At 62.2% G+C, this 19108-nt stretch carries 15 protein-coding genes and 1 pseudogene; 6 read left to right on the top strand and 10 right to left on the bottom strand.

Annotated features, from left to right (window positions below; translation table 11 throughout):
• Positions 1-557 precede the first annotated feature (557 nt).
• The 4 genes from B6V72_RS18305 to B6V72_RS18290 all read right to left on the bottom strand — a co-directional run bounded on the left by B6V72_RS18305 (position 558) and on the right by B6V72_RS18290 (position 5893).
• On the bottom strand, positions 558-1922 hold the full coding sequence (locus B6V72_RS18305; protein WP_088736291.1) for a cytochrome c: 1365 nt from the start codon (positions 1920-1922) through the stop codon (positions 558-560).
• Between the two features lie 13 nt (positions 1923-1935).
• Complete coding sequence (locus tag B6V72_RS18300) at positions 1936-3705, bottom strand: GMC family oxidoreductase (protein WP_078523262.1); 1770 nt, start codon at positions 3703-3705, stop codon at positions 1936-1938.
• Between the two features lie 3 nt (positions 3706-3708).
• Positions 3709-4410: a gluconate 2-dehydrogenase subunit 3 family protein gene (locus B6V72_RS18295; RefSeq protein ID WP_078523261.1), complete on the bottom strand. Its 702-nt coding sequence runs from the start codon at positions 4408-4410 to the stop codon at positions 3709-3711.
• Positions 4411-4771: 361 nt separating this feature from the next.
• Positions 4772-5893, bottom strand: coding sequence for an iron-containing alcohol dehydrogenase (locus tag B6V72_RS18290; RefSeq protein WP_078523260.1), 1122 nt, complete (start codon positions 5891-5893; stop codon positions 4772-4774).
• Between the two features lie 333 nt (positions 5894-6226).
• Between B6V72_RS18290 and B6V72_RS18285 the strand changes: the two genes are divergently transcribed.
• The 6 genes from B6V72_RS18285 to pdxA all read left to right on the top strand — a co-directional run bounded on the left by B6V72_RS18285 (position 6227) and on the right by pdxA (position 12082).
• Positions 6227-6679, top strand: coding sequence for a tripartite tricarboxylate transporter TctB family protein (locus B6V72_RS18285; protein ID WP_088736290.1), 453 nt, complete (start codon positions 6227-6229; stop codon positions 6677-6679).
• A 40-nt stretch (positions 6680-6719) separates the two neighbouring features.
• Entirely contained in the window at positions 6720-7673 is a 954-nt protein-coding gene (locus B6V72_RS18280; RefSeq protein ID WP_078523259.1) for a tripartite tricarboxylate transporter substrate binding protein, read from the top strand.
• 64 nt (positions 7674-7737) lie between these two features.
• Positions 7738-9234, top strand: coding sequence for a tripartite tricarboxylate transporter permease (locus tag B6V72_RS18275; RefSeq protein ID WP_088736289.1), 1497 nt, complete (start codon positions 7738-7740; stop codon positions 9232-9234).
• Positions 9235-9239: 5 nt separating this feature from the next.
• Positions 9240-10124, top strand: coding sequence for a 4-hydroxy-tetrahydrodipicolinate synthase (gene dapA / locus B6V72_RS18270; RefSeq protein ID WP_078523257.1), 885 nt, complete (start codon positions 9240-9242; stop codon positions 10122-10124).
• Positions 10121-11071 (top strand): phosphoglycerate dehydrogenase, encoded by a 951-nt coding sequence (locus tag B6V72_RS18265; RefSeq protein WP_078523256.1) that lies wholly within the window; start codon positions 10121-10123, stop codon positions 11069-11071. The genes dapA and B6V72_RS18265 overlap by 4 nt, the downstream gene beginning before the upstream one ends.
• A 24-nt stretch (positions 11072-11095) precedes the next feature.
• Positions 11096-12082 (top strand): 4-hydroxythreonine-4-phosphate dehydrogenase PdxA, encoded by a 987-nt coding sequence (gene pdxA, locus B6V72_RS18260; protein ID WP_088736288.1) that lies wholly within the window; start codon positions 11096-11098, stop codon positions 12080-12082.
• A gap of 93 nt (positions 12083-12175) precedes the next feature.
• Here the strand turns inward: pdxA and B6V72_RS18255 are convergent, their stop codons facing one another.
• The 6 genes and pseudogenes from B6V72_RS18255 to B6V72_RS18230 form a co-directional block, all read right to left on the bottom strand.
• Positions 12176-12910: a FadR/GntR family transcriptional regulator gene (locus B6V72_RS18255; protein ID WP_078523269.1), complete on the bottom strand. Its 735-nt coding sequence runs from the start codon at positions 12908-12910 to the stop codon at positions 12176-12178.
• 30 nt (positions 12911-12940) lie between these two features.
• On the bottom strand, positions 12941-13969 hold the full coding sequence (locus tag B6V72_RS18250; protein ID WP_078523254.1) for a four-carbon acid sugar kinase family protein: 1029 nt from the start codon (positions 13967-13969) through the stop codon (positions 12941-12943).
• Positions 13970-14669: 700 nt separating this feature from the next.
• On the bottom strand, positions 14670-16280 hold the full coding sequence (locus tag B6V72_RS18245) for an MFS transporter (RefSeq protein WP_088736287.1): 1611 nt from the start codon (positions 16278-16280) through the stop codon (positions 14670-14672).
• 290 nt (positions 16281-16570) lie between these two features.
• A pseudogene (locus B6V72_RS18240) lies at positions 16571-17562 on the bottom strand (IS30 family transposase).
• A gap of 188 nt (positions 17563-17750) precedes the next feature.
• Positions 17751-18125: an invasion associated locus B family protein gene (locus tag B6V72_RS18235; protein WP_256376248.1), complete on the bottom strand. Its 375-nt coding sequence runs from the start codon at positions 18123-18125 to the stop codon at positions 17751-17753.
• Between the two features lie 70 nt (positions 18126-18195).
• A complete protein-coding gene (locus B6V72_RS18230; RefSeq protein WP_078523251.1) occupies positions 18196-18966 on the bottom strand; it encodes a YadA-like family protein in 771 nt (256 codons plus the stop codon).
• Positions 18967-19108 lie beyond the last annotated feature (142 nt).

Raw genomic sequence — 19108 nt, 5'->3', positions numbered from 1 at the left:
CGCACTCCCATCTTGAGATGGGTATCACCTCGCAGTCCGCGCCGGCGCAGACAACGTGCCGCTCAGACACCGCTTACTTCGAAACGAGAAGGTCCGGTCTCCCGTCGCAGCCTGATTTGGCGACGAAACCGAAGGACGCGGGCGGCAGAAATCTGCCGGGCGTGTCCTAAACTCGGAATGGCTCTTGGTTCTCCAGCGGCGCTTCAGTATTGCCCGTCAGGGCCAGACTGTCGGGGCATCGTTTCGACCCTCTCGCACAGTCCGATATGCGAATTCCCGCAAGCGTGTTTGTTTTGACTCGCGCCGCACAAAGGCCCCCAAACATACATCGGCGATATGTTTGGGGGCCTCTTTGCGAGATATGAAAAAACCCCGCAAATCTGTGCGTTTCGTCGAGGCGTCGGTCTGCGGCGGGTTCACTCGACGAAGCTGTTTCGACGGGATCGCCAACTTGTTTTTCGCTGCCCGAAAGCGCCCCACCTCGAAGCAATGAGCTGAAAGCCAGCCCGGGACGGGACGAAAGAATGCAGGGCCGACAACGCCGGCCCCGCGAGGGATCACTCTTTCTCGTCGCGCAGTTTCGTCACCGCCGAGGAGTCGACGCTGCCTGCATCATTGCCCCAAGCTCCACGTAGGAAGCTTGCGATCTGGGCGACGTCCTCATCGCTCAGACGATGTGCGAAGCCTGGCATCTTGAGAGCTTCGGGACGCGTTGCAGTGGAGGGCATCGCCGCTCCGTTCAGGATCACGTCGATCAGGCCGGCGGTCTGATCTGCCGTTACGAGCGAGTTGCCTCCGAGCGAGGGGAACACGCCGGGCGATCCTTTGCCGTCGCTGAAGTGACAGGCCGCGCAATTGTCCATGTAGAGGCGCGCGCCCGGGCTAAGGTCTTTGCCCGCGACCAGCATGGCCGTGGTGTCGTCCTTGGCACTGTCCACCCGCTCGACACGGTTCGGCAGTTTCGTCGGGTCTTCGGCGGTCATTTCCGCCTTCGAACCCTCTTCGACGTTGCCCAGCCGGATCTTGTGCAGATAAGCAACCATCGCGTCGGCATCCTCGTCGGTCATGTATTGCAGCGAATGCTCGACTGCGAGAGCCATCTCGCCTGTGACGGCACTATGCGCGTTGCGGCCCGTCGTGAGATAGGCCTTGAGCTGATCGGCTGACCACATTTGCGCGGGCGCTCCGGCATCGCGCAGATCGGGCGCGGACCAGCCGTCGATCTCGCCCCCGCTGAGGAAGCTGTCGCTGGAGGCTGTTTTGCCATCCTCGGCCATGATCGCGTTGCGCGGACTGTGACAGGCGGCGCAGTGTCCCGGCCCCTGCACGAGATAAGCCCCGCGAGCGAGCTGAACGTCGCCGGAAATTGCATCCGAGGGGTGGAAGCCCGGATCGTCGAGCGCGGCCCAGTTCCACAGGCGAATGCCCCAGCGCTGGTTGAACGGGAAGGAGAGCGACGTTTCCTGCACCTCGTTCTCGACCGGCTTCACGTCATTCATGAAGTAGTCGTAGAGCGCCCGGATGTCCTTCTCGCTCAGGTGGCGATAGTTCTCGTAGGGCATCGCCGGGTAGAGATGGTTGCCCTCGTCATCCACGCCGTCGACCAGGGCCGCGCGGAAATCGGCAAGCGTCCAGTTGCCAATGCCGGTTTTCTTGTCGGGGGTGATGTTCGACGCATAGATCGCCCCCATCGGGCTTTCGATGGCCTTGCCGCCTGCGAAGGGCTTGCCGCCCTCGGAGGTGTGACAGGCGGCACAATCGCTCATCCGCGCGGCATAGAGCGGAGCACCCTTGTCGGGCGTCCAATCCGCCGCGACGTCTTCTGTCGGTTTCGTGCGCTGCACGGGCACGAAGATGATCGCCAAGAGGACGATCAGGCCAAGCACGATCAGCGCTGCGATGATGCGGAGGAAGGTTTTCATTTTCTCTCTCCTCTCACATCAACGGCCGGGGGTTCTTGAGATAGTCGTTGCGCAAGGCATCGACCGCCCAATAAGCCAGCGCCCCCAGCGGTCCCGTCGGATTATACTGGGTGTTCTGCGGATAGGCCGAAGCCCCCATGACAAACACGTTGTGACAATCCCAGCTTTGCAGGTAGCGATTGATCACCGAGGTGTTGGGATCGGTGCCCATCACCGCGCCGCCGACGTTATGGGTGCTCTGGTAGATCGTGGTGTCGTATTGCGAGCCTTCCTTCTTGTAGCCCGACGCCATCTTGTCGGGATTCATGCTGGTCGCGACATCCTCGATCTTGCTCTTCATGAACTGTGTCATCTTGATGTCGTTGGCCTTCCAGTTGAAGGTCATCCGCATCAGCGGGCGCCCGTGCCGGTCCTTGTAGGTCGGATCGAGGTCGAGATAGCAGTCGCGATAGGACATGTTCGACCCGTGCGAGCCGATGCCCATCTTGTGGTTATACCACTCGCCTGCGGCTTCCTTCCAACCCTGACCCCATTTCGGCGTGCCGGGTGGCGTGGAAAGCTGCCCAATCGGACGCCCGCCGCTATGGCCCGCTGTGATGTAGGAGCCGCCGATGAAACCTTCCTTGGCGAAGTCGATCTGGCTGATCGAATAATCGTCGATCGACATCCCGCCAGAGCCGGTGCCGATGAACGGATTGAACTTCTTGTCCTTGAAGTAGAGCGAGGTGCCCCCGGTCATCTGGTAGCAATAGTTGCGCCCGACGACGCCTTCACCGGTTGAAGGATCATAAGGCTGGCCGATATCGGACAGCAGCAGTAGATGCACATTGTGTAGCGAATAGGCGCAGACCAAAACGAGATCCGCAGGCTGGAAAACCTCTTCGCCGCTCTTCTCGTCGAAATAGGTCACCCCCTTGGCGGTCTTGCCGTCGGCGGCCTTCTCGATCTTGAGCACTTCCGAATTCGTCTTGTAGCTGAAATTCGGCATCCGCTTCAGCGCGCCGAGAACGCAGGTCTGAGGCGACGCCTTGGAGTAGTTCAGACAGCCGAACCGCTCGCAGAAGCCACAATAGTTACAGGCCCCTAGCTGCATCCCGTATTCATTCGTATAGGCGCGGCTCGCATTCGCCGCGGGGCGCGGGAAGGGGTGGAGACCCTTCTTGCGGGCGGCATCGGCGAACAGTTCGGAGTCGTAGGTGTTGGCCAGCGGAGGGTTGGGATACTCGCTGGAGCGCGGCCCCTCGAACGGGTTGCCGCCCTCCTGAATGTCGCCGTTCAGGTTGCCTGCCTTGCCCGAGATGCCCAGCAGCTTCTCGAACCGGTCGTAATGCGGCTCAAGCTCCTCGTAGGTCACGCCCCAGTCCTGGATCTGCATGTCCTCGGGAATAATGTCGGCGCCGAAATTCTCTTCGACATAGGATTTCAGGCGCAGCTCGGCCGGTTGCGTGCGCCAGGTCTGGCCGTTCCAGTGGATACCGGCTCCGCCGACGCCATCGCCGGGCAGGAACGAGCCCAGATGCCTGTAGGGCAGGGCGGTGTCGTTCACGCCGTGACGGATCGTCAGGGTCGACTTGCGCGGCTTTTGCATGAAGCCGTAGCGGATCGCGTATTTCAGCTCGTCGATGACGCCCGGATATTGGAAGTCCGGGATCGTGTCGCGGTCTTCGCCGCGCTCGAGCGCCAGCACTTCAAGCCCTTCCTTCGCCATCTCCATCCCGAGGATCGAGCCGGTCCAGCCGAGCCCGATGATCACGACGTCTTTTTTCGGATCAGTTCTAGCCATGGTTCACGCCCTCTCGCCTGCAATGTCGACCGCGCTGAGCGGGTAGGTCTCGTTGAAGCGTGAAACCCATTCGGTGTAGGCGCCGCGCGCGCCGGGGAAGCCGACATAGGTCCAGGCTTTCATCCCGTGATTGCCGCCATACATCGGGTCGGCGAAATAGCCTTCCTTGGTGTTCTGCAGCAGGAGGGAGAAGAAATCGCGCTGCTCGGGCTTGAGCGAAACCTCGCCTTTCTCGAGCGACGTCAGCGCGGCGTCCTGCGTCTTCGCATCGAGATCGGCAAAGCCTTTGCCGTGCTTGTCCTGGCACCATTGCTCGAACACCGGGATGGCCGCGCGGTAAACTTCGGCAGGGGTCAGCGGGCTTTGATAACCCAGAAGCGGGTCGGCATCGGGCTGGAACGGGCCTTCCATATACCAATCCGCAGCCGCGCCGAAATCTCCGGCAAGCTGGCGGTCGATGAAGACCGGCACGCGGGTCTCGAGCGCGCCGGGGCCGTCGCCATCCGCTGGGATCAGGCGGTCGCAGGCGGCCATGACGAAGGCATATTCCTCGGCGGTGAAATAGCTGGGTTCATAGTCCTCGAGCGGCGGCAGCTCTTCCTTAGTCTGCGCCTCAGCCGAGGCGGCAATCACCGCCAAGGCCGCACCAGCTGCAGAGCCTTTGAGAAAGCCGCGCCGAGAAGGACGTCCTGGCAAATCGGTCACTTGAAATCTCCTGTCTCTATGTGCCGAGCGGCCGAAGCGTCGGGAGAAGGCTTGTTCCTTGCGCTCGGAGCCGCGTCGGCGTCGGTCGCTCACGGGTGCGACAGGCTGTCACACCTTCTTATCCACCTATCGCGACGGGCGCGTGAGCAAAGCGACGCCGCGTCACTGTTTCGTGAGGTGGAAACCGGAGTCGGAATTTTGTCGTATGCGCGCGCGCGAGACATGGATTCTCGCACAGGGCACGTTTGACTCGCGCTTGTGTAATGCGCGGACCGCTCGGGTTAAAAGACACGGCTTGACAGCTACGCGCCCCGCCGTCCCTATCTGTTAGTCACGCGGCTGGCAGCCGTGGCGTTCGGGATCAATAAGCTGCGAGGTAGATCGCCTCGATCTCGGTGACCGACAGATCGCGCGGGTTCCAGTCGAGCAGACGGCGGATGCCATGCGCCTCTTGCGCCATCGTCGCGAGATCGTCTTCCGGCACGCCATGCGCCCGCAGCCGCATATCGAGACCAAGATCGGAACAGAACGCCGTGGCGCGAGCGCGCACCGCATCTTCATCGCCGAACTCGAAACCGAGCGCGGCGCAGATTTGCGCGGTCTTTTCCGGTGCCGCCGCGCTATTGGCCGCCAGAACGTGAGGGAAGATCAAGGCGTTGGCGATGCCGTGGGCCATCTTGTGGCGCGTGCCGAGCGGGTAGGAGAGCGCGTGACCAGCAGTCGTATTGACCGGCCCGAGGCAGACGCCGCCATAAAAGGCCGCAAGTGAGAGCCCCGCACGCGCAGCCACATTGTCGCCATCCGTCACTGCCGTCTTCAGGTGCTTGCCGACGAGTTCGATTCCCTGCAACGCATAGGCGTCGATGATCGGGTGGGCGCGCTTCGAGGTGAAGGCTTCCACGCAATGCGCCATCGCATCCACGCCGGTCGCCGCCGTCACCATCGGCGGCACGCTTAGCGTCAGCATCGGATCGATGATCGCGATATCGGCGAGCATGTGCGTGCTCTCGGTGGCGACCTTGGCCAGCGTGTCCGGATCGGTCACAAGCGCGCGCGTGCCGACCTCGGAGCCAGTGCCCGCCGTGGTCGGCACCTGCACCAGTCCGACCTTGCGGGCCGGGGCGCGGTTCGGGCCGGAAATCTCTGAGAGCTGCAGATCGGTGCCCGCCATCACGGCCACCAGCTTCGCCAGATCCATCGCCGAGCCGCCGCCGAAGCCGATGATCACATCAGCGCCCTTGGCGGCAGCGACCGCCGCCATCAGGTTGTTACGGTCGGGTTCGGGCTGCACCGTACCGAAGCAGCCGACTTCGCCGAGACCGAGGCGCTCGAGACGGTTAGCATTCACCGGATCGGCGATCACGAAGGGCTTGGCATAGCCACGCTCGGCGACCCAGCCCGGCAGATTGGCAAGCGCGCCTTCACCGAAGTGCAGGGCCGACGGCCGCAGAAGAGTGATTGTATCGGTGAGTGCATTGGCCATATGGGGCTCCGGCTGTCATCTGGTTTGCGTTGCGGGCTCGCGCCATCAAAAACTCTGTACGATCCCGCTCAATTTGGAGGTATTCAAGGTGTCGACGGAAAATTTGTCAACATATGAATTTTAGGTTTGTCGCGGCGTGGCGTGGGCAAGGATTCGGTAATCTGTGGAAAAACAATCGCTTACCGAAGCAAGCAAACGGTGTCGAGTTTCCGAAGCCAGTTGCTCAGCGAAACAAGTTTACAAAAGTGTCTTGACAGCAGACCCCGCGACGACGAGGGTCGGGACCGAGTTTTACCGAGGCGCAGAGGTCGCCGATCGCTCAGGAGGAGTCGCGTGAACGAAGGTAAAAGCGATATCTGGATCGGGTTCGGCCTGCTGGCGCTCTGCGCTTTCGCGGCATGGCGATCCCTTCTGGTCCGCACGGTCGAAACCGGCACCATCGCCGGGGCGACCTTCATGCCGTGGTTGATGATCGGCGGCCTGGCGATTTTGGCTCTGGTGATGATCGCCCGAGCTTTGCGGCGCGGCGGGCTGACCGGCGGGGCCCAGATCGACATGCCCGATCGCGGAACGTTGGTCCGGATGGGCCTGCTGACGGTGCTGCTGATTGCCTATGCCGCAGCGTTCATGACCCTCGGATATCTAGCCTCGACCGTGATCGTTTTCGTGCTCGGGTTGCTGCTGTTCCGTGAACGCCGCCCGCTGGTGCTGATCCTCGTGCCGATCGTTCTGACCGGCGCCATCTATCTCGGGTTCACGCGGCTGCTGCAGGTTTGGCTGCCCTGATCCGCGAACCCGTTTTCCTGTTTCAAAAGTGGAGGAGACCATGAAGAAAGTTCTGACCCTTGGCGTGCTTGCAACGCTCGTCGCCGCACCGGCGCTTGCGGAATTCCCCGAGCGCCCGATCCAGATCATCGTGCCCTATTCGGCTGGCGGCAGCACCGATCTCGGCATGCGCCTGATGGCTGACAGCCTGAAGCGCCACATCGACGGCGCGACCGTCGTTGTGCGCGACCAGCCCGGCGGTGGCGGCTCGATCGGCACCTCGGCCACGCTGCACGCCCGTCCCGACGGCTACACGCTCGGCGCCGGTGCGCAGGGCCCGCTCGCCATCAAGCCGCATATCGGCGGCACTGATTACACCCTCGACGATGTCGACTTCATCGGTCTCTATGCCCGTAGCCTTCAGGTCTTCGTGGCCTGTGCCGACGCGCCGTTCACCGACTGGGACAGCTTCATGAAATACGCCAAGGAGCAGCCGGTTCAGGTCGGCAACTCGGGCGCGGGCGGCGCGAACCAGGTCTCCGCCGAAGCCTTCGCCAAGCAGGCGGACATCAAGATCGAAAGCGTGCCCTATCCGGGCTCCGCAGATGCGCGCACCGCCTGTGTCGGTGGCCACATTCAGGCGATGGTCGCTTCGCCCGCCGAGGCGCTGGCCGCGTCGAAAGCCGGTCAGATGACCCCGATCTTCGTCATGGAAGACAAGCGCATCGACCTGTTCCCCGACACGCCGACCGCGACCGAAGAAGGTGTCGATTTTACCTGGTCGTCGTGGAAAGGCATCATCGCGCCGAAGGGCCTGCCGGATGACGTGCGTTCGAAGCTGGTCGACGCGGTGAAAGCGGCCTCCGAGGACCAAGAGTTCAAGGACAAGATGACCGCGATGGGCGAGTTCGTGACCTACGAAGACCCGGAGACGTTCAAGGCTCGCGCCGAGCATGACAGCGAAGTTTCCAAAGGCGTGCTCGACGATCTCGGCATGACCGGAATGAACAACTGATCCGACCTACCCCGATCCCCGGCGGGCTGACGCCGGGGATCTTCTTTTCGAATGGCCCTGCTTCATGGATACTCTGAGCTATCTTCTCCCGCTTCTGCAGCCCAACACGCTCTGGGCGATCGCGCTCGGCACGCTGGGCGGGCTGATCATCGGCGCATTGCCGGGCCTGACGGCGACGATGGGGGTCGCGCTTCTGATCCCGCTGACTTTCGGGATGACGCCTGTGATGGGCCTCAACATGCTGATCGGGATCTATATCGGCGGCATCTATGGCGGCTGCGTGAGCTCGATCCTGCTGCGCACGCCCGGCACGCCCGCCTCTGCAGCGACGGTACTGGACGGCTACCCGATGGCCGCGCGCGGCGAGGCGGGCAAGGCGCTCGGTCTCGCCACGATCGCCTCGACCATCGGCGGGCTTTTCGCCGCCGTCATCCTCGCTACGCTTGCGCCGCAACTGGCTGGCATCGCGCTGAAATTCGGCGCACCGGAATATTTCGCACTGGCCTTCTTCGGCCTCACGATCATCGCTTCGCTGTCGGGAGATATCCTGAAGGGCGTGATCTCGGGGATGCTCGGCATTCTGATTTCCTGCGTTGGCGCCGACCCGATCTCGGGGATGTTGCGTTACACGTTCGGGATTTCGGGCTTCGCCTCGGGCTTTGCCTTTACCCCGGCGCTGATCGGTCTTTTCGCACTGTCCGAAGTGTTCACCCAGCTCGAGACGCTGGCAAAGGGCGGGACGGGCAAGATCCTGAGCGTGCAGGGCCGCTGGCCCTCGCGGCAGGACATGCGCGACAGCCGTGGTGCGCTGGTGCGGGGCTCCATCATCGGGACGCTGATCGGGATCGTGCCCGGCACTGGCTCTGGCACCGCGTCGTGGATTTCCTATAACGAAGCGCGCCGCGCCTCCAGCACGCCGGAGAAATTCGGCACTGGCTACGCCCCCGGCATCTGCGCGACCGAAAGTGCCAATAACGCAGTCTGCGCCGCGGCGCTGATCCCGCTTCTGGCGCTTGGCGTGCCCGGCGATGTGGTAACAGCCGTGCTGATGGGCGGGCTGATGATCCAGGGGCTCGCGCCCGGACCGATGCTCTTCCAGACCAACCCGGACGTGGTGGTGGGCATCTTCGGCGGCACCTTCATCGCGACGATCTTCATGTTCATCTTCGGGATGCTGCTGATCCCGGTCTTCTCGCGGATCCTGATGATCCCGCGCCATATTCTCGCGGTCGCGATCGTCATCTTCTGCTTCATCGGCTCCTTCGCGATCAACCTGAACCCGGTCGACCTTTACACGATGGTGGGCTTCGGCGTGCTGGGCTGGGGGATGCAAAAATTCGGCTTCAGCCAGGCGGCGCTGTGTATCGCGCTGATCCTCGGCCCGATGATGGAGGCGAACCTGCGCCGTGGCCTTCTGCAGGCGGGCGACAACGTCTTTGACTTCCTCTCGGGGCCGATCGCGCTTCTTTTCCTCGCACTCTCGGTGCTTTCGCTTCTCTGGCCGTGGTATGCCGCGCGCCGCGCCGCCGCACGGGACGCTCTCAACAATCAGGACGGATAATACCCATGTCACGCAATGCTCACGTCGCCCTCGTCACCTGTTTCAACGAGGACGAGACGGTCAATTACGAGGCGACCCGCGCACAGGTGCGCCGTCAGGTCGCGGCGGGCAATGATCTGATGGTCTGCGGCACCAATGGCGATTTCACCGCCCTGACCCATGACGAGAAGATCCGCCTGATCGAAGAGGTGATGGACGAAGTCGCGGGCCGCGTGAAGGTCATCGCCAATATCGGCTGCTCCGCGACTTTCGAGACGCTGCAGCTCGCCAAGGCGGTGGACGGCCTTGGTCTGCACGGGGTCGCGGTCATCACCCCTTATTTCATCGCCTGTACGCAGGACGGGTTGATCCGCCACTTCACCACCATCGCCGATGCGGTGAAGACCCCGGTCTATCTCTACGACATCCCGGCGCGGACCCAGAACCATATCGAGCCGGAGACCTGCAAGGTTCTGGCCCGTCACCCGAACATTGCCGGAATCAAGGATAGCGGCGGCTCGACCGAGACGGTGCTGGAATATCTCGCCGTGGCCAGGGAAGTCGGCGAATTCGAGGTCTATTGCGCCCCCGATCACCTCGTTCTCTGGGGCCTCGAAGAGGGCTGCGCAGGTGTCGTCTCCGGTCTGGGCAACGTGGCGCCCGACGTGCTGGCGCAGATCATCTCCGGCTTCAACTCGGGCGACATGGAAGCCGCCAAGACTGCGCAGGAGAACTTCGCTGGTCTGCGCAAGGACCTCTACGCGCTTGGTTTCCCGCCCGCGCTGGTCAAGCGTGCGCTTTATCTGAACGATGCCTCGGTCGGAATGTCGCGCCAACCGGCGCTGCTGCCCGATGCCGAGCAGGACGCAAAAATCGTTGAAATCCTCAAGGCGCGGGGCCTGAAGGAATGACCACTGTTCTCACGACCTCCCCGGGGTTCGGCAAGCATGGCCGCGTGCCTGCGATGATCGAGTCCGAAAGCTGGACGTTCATCCGCTGCGCCGATGAGGCAGAGGTGGCCGCACGCATCACCGAGGCGGATTATCTGGTGGTGGGCCTCGTGCCCGTCACCGCCCAGACCGTCGCGCAGGGCAGCAAGCTGAAAGGCGTGCTCAAACATGGCGTGGGCACCGACAATATCGACATTCCCGCCTGCACCGCCGCAGGGCTGCCCGTGACCAACACCCCCGGCGCGAATGCCGATGCGGTGGCGGAGCTGGCGGTCGGCTTCCTGTTTGCGCTCGCACGGAAAATCCCGCAGGGCCATGTCAGCGTGACCGGCGGCGGCTGGGAACGCCGCATCGGCAGCCAGCTGGGCGGCAAAGTTCTGGGCATCGTCGGCCTCGGCAATATCGGCAAGCGGCTGGCGAAGCTCGCGCGCGGTCTGGGGATGCAGGTCATCGCGACCGACACCTATCAGGATGCGGAATTCGCCGCCGAATGGGACGTGCGTTATGTCGCGCTCGAGGATCTGCTGGCGCAGTCCGATTACGTCTCGCTGCATGTCTTCGGCGGGCCGGATAACGCCGCGCTGATCAACGAGACCACGCTTGCGCAGATGAAGCCGGGCGCGTCGCTGATCAACCTCGCGCGGGGCGAAGTGGTTGATCTGGACGCCGTGGCGCGCGCGCTCGACGCCGGGCAGCTCGGCGGAGTCGCGATCGACGCCTATGTGACCGAACCGCCGGATATCAGCCACCCGGTTTTCTCGCACAAGGACGTGATTTTCATGCCTCATTCCGGGGCCGATACGCTCGAGGCGCTCGAGAATGTCGGGCTGATGGTCATCGAAGATATCAAGACGCTGATCGGGGGGGAAATGCCCGCCCGCTGTCTCAACGCGGACAAGCTGGGCTGAGACCCGAGCATCAAAGGAACGGACATGTCAAATCAGAGCAAACCCATCGTCATCACCATGGGCGATCCTTCGGGCGTCGGCGCGGAAGTTACGCTCAAGGCGATCGCGACGCTGCCTGCTGACCGCCGTGCGCAATATGCCGTCATCGGGGATCGCGACACGTTGGAACGCGCCCGCGCCGTCTGCGATCTCGACCTCGGGCTGCATGCGCATGGCGAAGAGGGGGCAGCGGGCTCGCTCGCGGTGATCCACGAGCCGGTCGAAGGCCTTCCGGGCGAATTCGGCGTTCTGTCGCCCGCCTGCGGCGAGGCCTCTTTCCGCTATATCGACCGCGCGGTGAAGATGACCTCCGGCGGCGAGGCGGCCTGCATTGTCACCGCCCCGATCAACAAGGCGGCGCTGAATTCGGCGGGCCACCATTACGACGGCCATACCGGAATGCTCGCGCATCTGACCGGGTGCAAATCCTCGTGGATGCTGCTGGCTTCGCCGACGCTGAACGTGATCCACGTCTCGACCCATGTGTCGCTGAAGGATGCGATCGACCGTGCTACCCCCGAGCGGGTGCTGGAGACGATCCGCATCGGCCATAACCACCTACGCCGTATGGGGATCGAGAAGCCCCGCATCGCGGTCGCCGGCATCAACCCGCATTGCGGCGAGGGCGGGCTGTTCGGCAACGAGGACGATCTGCAGGTCACTCCCGGCGTGAAAGCGGCGCAGGAAGAGGGGATCAACGTGGTCGGTCCGATCCCTGCCGATACCGTCTATTATCGTGCACATTCGGGGGCGTTCGACCTTATCGTGGCGCAGTATCACGATCAGGGCCATATCCCGATCAAGCTGATCGCCTTCGATACGGCGGTGAACTGCTCGCTGGGGCTGCCGATCGACCGCTGCTCGGTCGATCACGGCACGGCGTTCGATATCGCGGGCACGGGTAAGGCGAACCACGCGAATATGCTCTCCGCGCTGTCTTACGCCGACCAACTCGCGAAAGCCCGGGGCTGAGCGCGCCGCGACATTTGCCACTAATGACAAACGGCGCCTCTCGGGGCGCCGTTTTTGTATTCAGGGTCTAATCCGAAGCGATGCCGGCCGGGCTTATGCCGTACCCGTCGCCTCCATCCGCAGATCAAGCAGACCGCCGCCGAACAGCCGGTCGCGCGAATGCTCCAGATGGGCGCGCATCAGATCGCGGGCGGCTTCGGCCCGACCGTCGCGCACCGCTTCGTAGATCGCGGTATGTTCGGCCAGAACTCCCTCGAGCCCCTTTTTGCCGTCGCTCATCAGCGCGTCGCCATGCAGCTTCATCCCGACATTCACATGATCGCGCAGCGCCCGCAGCGTGGCTTCGAAATACTGGTTGTTCGCGGCTTTCGCGATGGCGAGGTGGAACGCGAAATCCGCATCCTCGCGGTGTTGCAGCGACCCGGTTGCGGCACGCAGCTGATCGAGCGCCTCCTCGATGTCGTGCAGGATCGCTTCGTTTCTACGTCCAGCGGCCAGTTCAGCGGCCTGCGACTCGATGGTGATACGGAATTCGTAGCAGCGCTGGATATCGGCCAGCGTCTCGACCTTGGCAAAACCCAAGGGGGCGATGTGGATCGGGCGCACGAAGCTGCCCGCGCCCTGCCGGGAATAAATGGTGCCCTCCTCGCGCAGCTTCTCCAGCGCGGCGCGCAGAACCGGACGGGAGACGCCGAATTCTTCCGCCAGCTGGTTCTCTGGCGGCAGTTTCTGGTTCGGCGGATAATCCCCGTTCGAGATCCGGCTGAACAGGCTGTGATAGACCTTGTCGGCCAGTGGGATGCGCGAGGTGGTTTTGTTGGCGGTCATCAGGTCCATCCATTGGGAGTCGAGGAAAACCTACCGTTCGGCTAGCGATTTGACAAGTTTTACAACTGTGTCGGGCGGGCCAAAGCCGCCCGATTTCGTCACGATTTCAAAAACTTTCCCCGAATGAAGAGCTTGGGCGCGTGGTACGCCCGGTTGTTCTTCGCCGATAAGATCGAGCTGCCCGATACCGAGCGCGCCCAGGATCGCATTCGCGCTTTCGCCACCGCAGGCGAAAAGCGTGGCTACGGGAATTTCGCTCACCGCCCGCGCGATTCCCTGCGCGAATTTCTCTCCCGCCCGCGCGGGATCGACGCGTGTTGCGCCGGGCGTCATCTGGACCACCTGAACCGGGGCCGCGAGGATCGAAGGCACCTCGCCATTGGGGGCGGCGGCGAGCGGCACGCCAGACAGGGCTGCGACCTGCGCCAGGGTAATCGGATCGCGCGACCCGATCGCCAGCAAGGCTGGCGCGGGCAGGGGCGGTAAGGCCGGATCCGACGCGGTCCCCGGCCAGAGTCTATGCGCCAGTGCCGCCGCGAGCCCCGCCGCGCCGACGTAATCCTTTGTCGCCGGATTGTCGGGGACGGCCGCGTCCAACTCGGCCCGAATGCGGGCATCGAGGATCACCGCAGGGCGGCCCAGCCTCTCTGCCACCGGGATCGGGGTGTCGATGCCGGTCCCGGTTACGTGGCCGCTTTCGCAATAGCGGCCAAGCGCGGGAACTGCGGGGGTTGCGATCAGCTCCTTGGTCCGCCCGTCGAGCAGAACTTCCAGTTCGTCGCGGATATGGCCCTTCAGGCGGCTGTCGACTTTTTTGAAGATCAGCCCCTCACGGCCCGCCAGCAGGGCGCGCACCTCCTGCAGGCACTCCCGGGCGGCCTCGCGGGAGCCGTCGCGCGTCCCGGTGGCGACGGCGATGACATCGGCCCCGCATTCGAGCGCTTCGGGAAAATCCGCGACCGTACGCGCCACGCGAACCTGCGCGCCCCTCGCGGCGAAGGTGGCTCCACTATCGAGCGCGCCGGTAAGATCGTCGGCGATGAGAAAGAGTCTGGTCATGTCATAGCCCGAATAGACGCGGAAACGCGCAGGGAATTTACGGCGGCACGGAGCCCACCTCGCGGCCAAGCCGGGCTCGGCTTTTCTTGAGAGGTATGCGCCTGTCCCGCGTCTATTCCGCTCTACATGTAAATAGTGAAATCAGGAAGGGGTCACGTGCAGAGAAAGCAAGTTTTGCCTTGCAACCCACGGACAATAATAGAAATTAATACTGAGGCTGAGAGGATCTTTCGCGTTCACTCGTTGATGGGGTATACAACATTACGAATTCTGTTGGACCACATGGTGGCCTCCGTCACCGTGATACTACGCGCCGCGGTATAGGTGTGCGTGTGGTAACCTGGAGAAGAACGAGGGTCTACCCGCGATGTCGCGACAGAACATTTGCATGAAAGCTTCGCCGACCGGTCTGGTCGCGACGGGCGCGGTGAAAGCCGCAAACGAAGAAACACCCCCGGCCGCGCGCCCTCTCTTCCGTCAGGTCAACGACTTTGACCATGTCCGACAATAGCACTCCTATACTTTCGGACGGTTCGCTTTGGGTAAACAAACGTCGCGCCAACGCGGAAGCGGGCAACAAACATCCCTGCTACCAAAGATCTCGCATCAGCTTCAGCTAAGTTGGCAAGTTCGTGATCCGCTCCCCGTTACGAGGGATCTGTTCGAAAGGGCGTAACTTTTCGTCCTTCGATGGCATTGACTATCTCAAGGGCGTGTCGTCGTGCTTCGAGACCGTTTGTCGTTCGATCATCCGGTGGACCCGGACCGGCTCTTCCCCCTTGTGCAAGGCGATAAGGCGGTCCGTCACGTCGCGATCAGCCTGGGTCCGGCGTTCATTATGTCGAACATACTCCACCCAGGTCGGCACATGATAGGTTTCGGTCCAGATGTCCGGATTTTCGAGATCCCGAAGCAGCGACCATTGCTGGGCGCCATCGCGGATCCGGATTCGCCGCCGTTCGCTCATCAGCGCGAGAAAGTCGGGAACGTTTTCCTGAGCGATGTCGTAATCGACAAGGATCATGATCGGCCCGCTGCGCTGTCTCAGATCGAGCCGGAGATATGGCTCCTTGAAGCGGTTCAGGGGGGCCAGATCCAGATACTCGGAATCGGGGAGCGGCGCGAGAAGTCCCACCCCGGCGCCGATCACAAGCATTGCGGCGGCGCACAGGAGGGCAAGCTGAAGATCGAAGGTTTCCGCCATGGTGCCCCAGAGCCAGCTTCCGCCTGCCATGCCCCCAAAAACACCGGTCTGGTAGAGCGCCAGCACACGCCCCACCACCCATCGCGGTGTCGAGAGTTGCATCGTTACGTTGAAAAGCGAGAGCGAGATGACCCAACAGATTCCGGCGAAAAGCATCGCGATGGCACAGATCACTATGCTGTCGCTCAGGGCGAGCACGGCGGAGCTCGCGGCAAAGCCGAGAAACCCGATCCGCGTGATATGTTCGCTTTGAAAACGTGCCCGGAATTGCGCATTCCCCAATGCGCCAAAAACAGCACCCAGCCCGAAACATCCAAGCAACAGGCCATAACCGAACGCGCCACCGTGCAGGTGGTCTCGCACGACCAGCGGCAAAAGCGCCTGGATCGCGACTGCCGAGAGTCCGAACAGGAAGCCGCGCAGGATGACACGGATAAGGTTCGGCGACATGGCGACATAGCGTAGCCCGGCAGCAAAGGCAGGGCCCAGAGGCTCTGGTGGTAGGCTTCGGGGTGGCATGGCGGGCCGCCAGTTGAACAGCGCCGCGATGATCGCGACGTAGCTTAGCGCGTTCACCGCAAAGGCCGCCGCTGCGCCTGCGATCGCCACGATCAGCCCCCCCGCCGCAGGGCCGATGCTTCGCATCATGTTGAAGCCCATGCTGTTCACCGACACGGCGGCGGGCAATTCATCGCGAGTCACGATATCGCCGACAGAGGCCTGCCAGGACGGGTTATGCAGCGCCGTGCCGCAGCCGATCAGGAAGGTGAATGCGAGAAGGAGAGGCGCGGTCAGAAGCTCTTCGTAGGCCAGTATTGCAAGGGTTACCGAGACGAGCAGCATGAACGACTGTGCGACGATCATGATTTTTCTGCGGTTGTAATTGTCGGCGAAAACGCCTGCCGCGAGCGAGAAGACCATGATCGGTAGAGTGACGGACGCCTGCACCAGAGCTACCATGCTCTGGGACGAGGTCAGAGCCGTCATCATCCATGCGGCCCCCACAGCTTGAACCAGACCTCCGAAATTGGAGGCGAGGGTCGCAATCCAGAGCATGCGGAAGGTCTGGTTGCGAAAGACGGTGAGAGTCGGCTCCGAGCGGGGCATTGAGTTCCCTTTCCAGGAAAATCTCCGCCGGCCATGGACCGACAGGTTTCAGGATCTCTATGGGATTAGCACACTTGTGTTCGGAGGTAACCCTCTCGAGGGGAGGCGTGGCGGGGGCACGGCGCAAATCTGGTGGACCTATCTCGTGGCCTCCCGACCAAGCGATGACTTTGCATCAATATGAGCGGCATCGGTAAGACGGGTGCTGTCAGGGCTGTGTCCGCAGGGAGGCGGTAGCGGGCGAAGCCTGCTGGATAAATGGCGGCTCACGGGTAGTTGCGACAGCTCCACTATCTCAGCTTCATCATTTCGTCTCTGAATGCCTCGGCGGGCGTTCTGTAGCCGAGGCACTTCCTCGGTTTTCCGTTCAGGCGCTCGCAAATCGCCTTCATATTGCGATTTGAGAGCGCCGCCACGGGCGTGTCCCGTGGCAGGTAGCGCCTCGCTCTCTTGTTCAGATTCTCTACCGATCCTTTCTGCCAGGGAGCCTGGGGATCGCAGAACCAGACTTCGGTGCCGATCCCGGGCTGTAGCTTGCGCCAGTTTCGGAACTCAATCCCTCGGTCGAAGGTGATAGATCTGCGAGCAGGCTGGGGCAGGGGCTCCATCACCTCTATGAGCCGGTTCATCAGATGCGTGGTGCTCCTGTCGTTGTTCCGGAACAGGACAGCGAAGCGGGTCTTTCGTTCGATCAGTGATGCAATGTTGGCATTACCCAGGCCCGCTCGAAGATCATCAGATCACCTTCCCAGTCCCCGAAGGTCTCGCGGGTTTGCACATGCTCCGGTCGTTGGTGGATTGAACGATCTGGTGGGAAAACAAGGCCTCGTGGCCTGCGTGCATAGCGTGGTTGGCGTCTCTTCCGGCGACTTGGGAGGTGACGCGCAAGCTCCTCAGACTGGCCATCTGGACCATAGACGAAGCTGTATATCGTCTCGTGGCTGACCCGTTGTCGCTGTTCTTCAAAGATCAGGCGCCCGGCGATTTGTTCGGGCGACCATCCAGCCTTCAGCTGTGCAATCACCGCTTGCCGCAAATCCGGGCACCGAACCAGCTTCCGTCGTCTGGAGCGCCGGTCCGAAGCTGTCCTTTGGGCAACCACGCCGTAGTAGCCGCTGAGATACGGCAGTTCCTTGTCGACAAAACCGTTGCGCTTGATCTCACGGTAGACGCTCGAGCGATGACGACCGAGTTCCGCTGCAATCCGCCTGATCGGCATCTTTGCGTTCAGCATGTCTTCGATCACTCGTCGCTCGCACAAATCCAGCTCAGTATGTGCCATCTTCCTTCTCCTTGCTTTTCAGCAAGATAGAGGAATTGTCGCAACCCAGTTTAGAACTGTGTCGCTACACGCCTAAACCGCCCGTAATAAATATTATGTAAACATTAACGCGGCGGACGCGGAGCACGAGAAGATATCGCACGCCCCATCGACGCCAAAAGCGTTGGAGGTCAGCCGATTGCGACTTGCTATTTCTTACTCTTGATCGAAGTGATTGCGTCTGAGAGCCCAGTCGGCAAAAGCGGAATCCCGATGCGCCGACCATCCAGCCCCGTCACGGTAATCATCGCCTGCTTTCCCTGAGTTAGTGCCGCGGCTCGTGCAGACGGAAGAGCGACGCGCGCGAGGCAGCCGTTTGCGCAGTTCTCGAATTTCAAGTCCGAGATATAGACGCCGTCGACCGTGAGCCATGGCCCCTCCGTCAGGCGAACGTTGGCGGGCACTTTCACCTGTAAGACCAGACCGCCCTCGACCGGCGCGATATCCGTGCGCATCACCGTTTCGCCGGTCTTGTCCTGATTTACCTGTTCGGCCATACAAATCTGGCCGTCCGAGCAGGTCACGTCCCAGCTGCCGAAGCTCTCTCCCGCCGATGCAGCGTCAGCGAGCAGAAGCGAACCGAGCAGAACCGCCTTACCCGCCAAAGGTGACCCCCAGCCGCACGGCGGTGTGGGCTCCGTTGTCCAGCGCGCGCGCAACGCCTGTGTTCAGAAAGATGCGATTGCCATCGAGGAAGTGGTAGGAACCTACCGCGAGAGCCGACGTTCCGGCGTAGTTGCCAAGGCCGATCGAAAGAAAATTGTCGCCCTCGCCGCGCGGGTTCATGCTCAGCGCCGAAAACGCCGAAGACATCGCGCCGACCTGGGACACTTCATCGCTCAACTTGTCGATGCGCTGGTCGTTTTTCTGGATCAGCGCATTGTTCGCCGGGCCCGCCGCATCCATCGCCGCCAGCAGCTGGCCGTAGGTTGCCACGTCGCTCGCAGCGACGCCGTCGGCCACGTTCGTGATCCGCCGCTTGTTCGTCTCGGATCCGACCGAAATCGCGCCTTCGACCAGCGTCGAGCCCGCGCCCAGAGCAACCCCGTTCCCGGTGGAGCTTACCTGCATCACGTTTTGCCCGGTGTCGACATTCGTGATTGCGAAAACGCCCGCGTTGGTTCCGACGGACCAGTCCGTCGTCGGGAAAGCGGACGAAGAACTCGTGTCGTTGAACAGGATCGTCGGGCTGTCGCCGCTGACGATGATGGTGTTGTAACCGAAGTCGGTCGACGTGGTGCAACCCGAACCGACACAGGCGCTACCCATCACGACGATGTCTTGCGAAACGACCTCGGCCGCTTGCGATACAGTCCCGGTCGCAAGCAGCACCATTGCGGCCGCGGGAAGTGAATATTTTACCATGTAAAGGCGCCTCCGACAGTAATTTGCGCATCAGAACGGGTCGTGTCAGCGAACCCGACCCTATAAGGCCCAACAGGCCCGAACGTGCATATATGGACATTTGAAGGAACATATAGCGAACGAACTGCCTGTTGACCGTGTG

Origin of the sequence: Thioclava sp. F34-6 (genome assembly GCF_002213235.1) — a bacterium.
GTDB lineage: Bacteria > Pseudomonadota > Alphaproteobacteria > Rhodobacterales > Rhodobacteraceae > Thioclava > Thioclava nitratireducens.
This window is presented reverse-complemented; position numbering and strand designations above follow the sequence as displayed.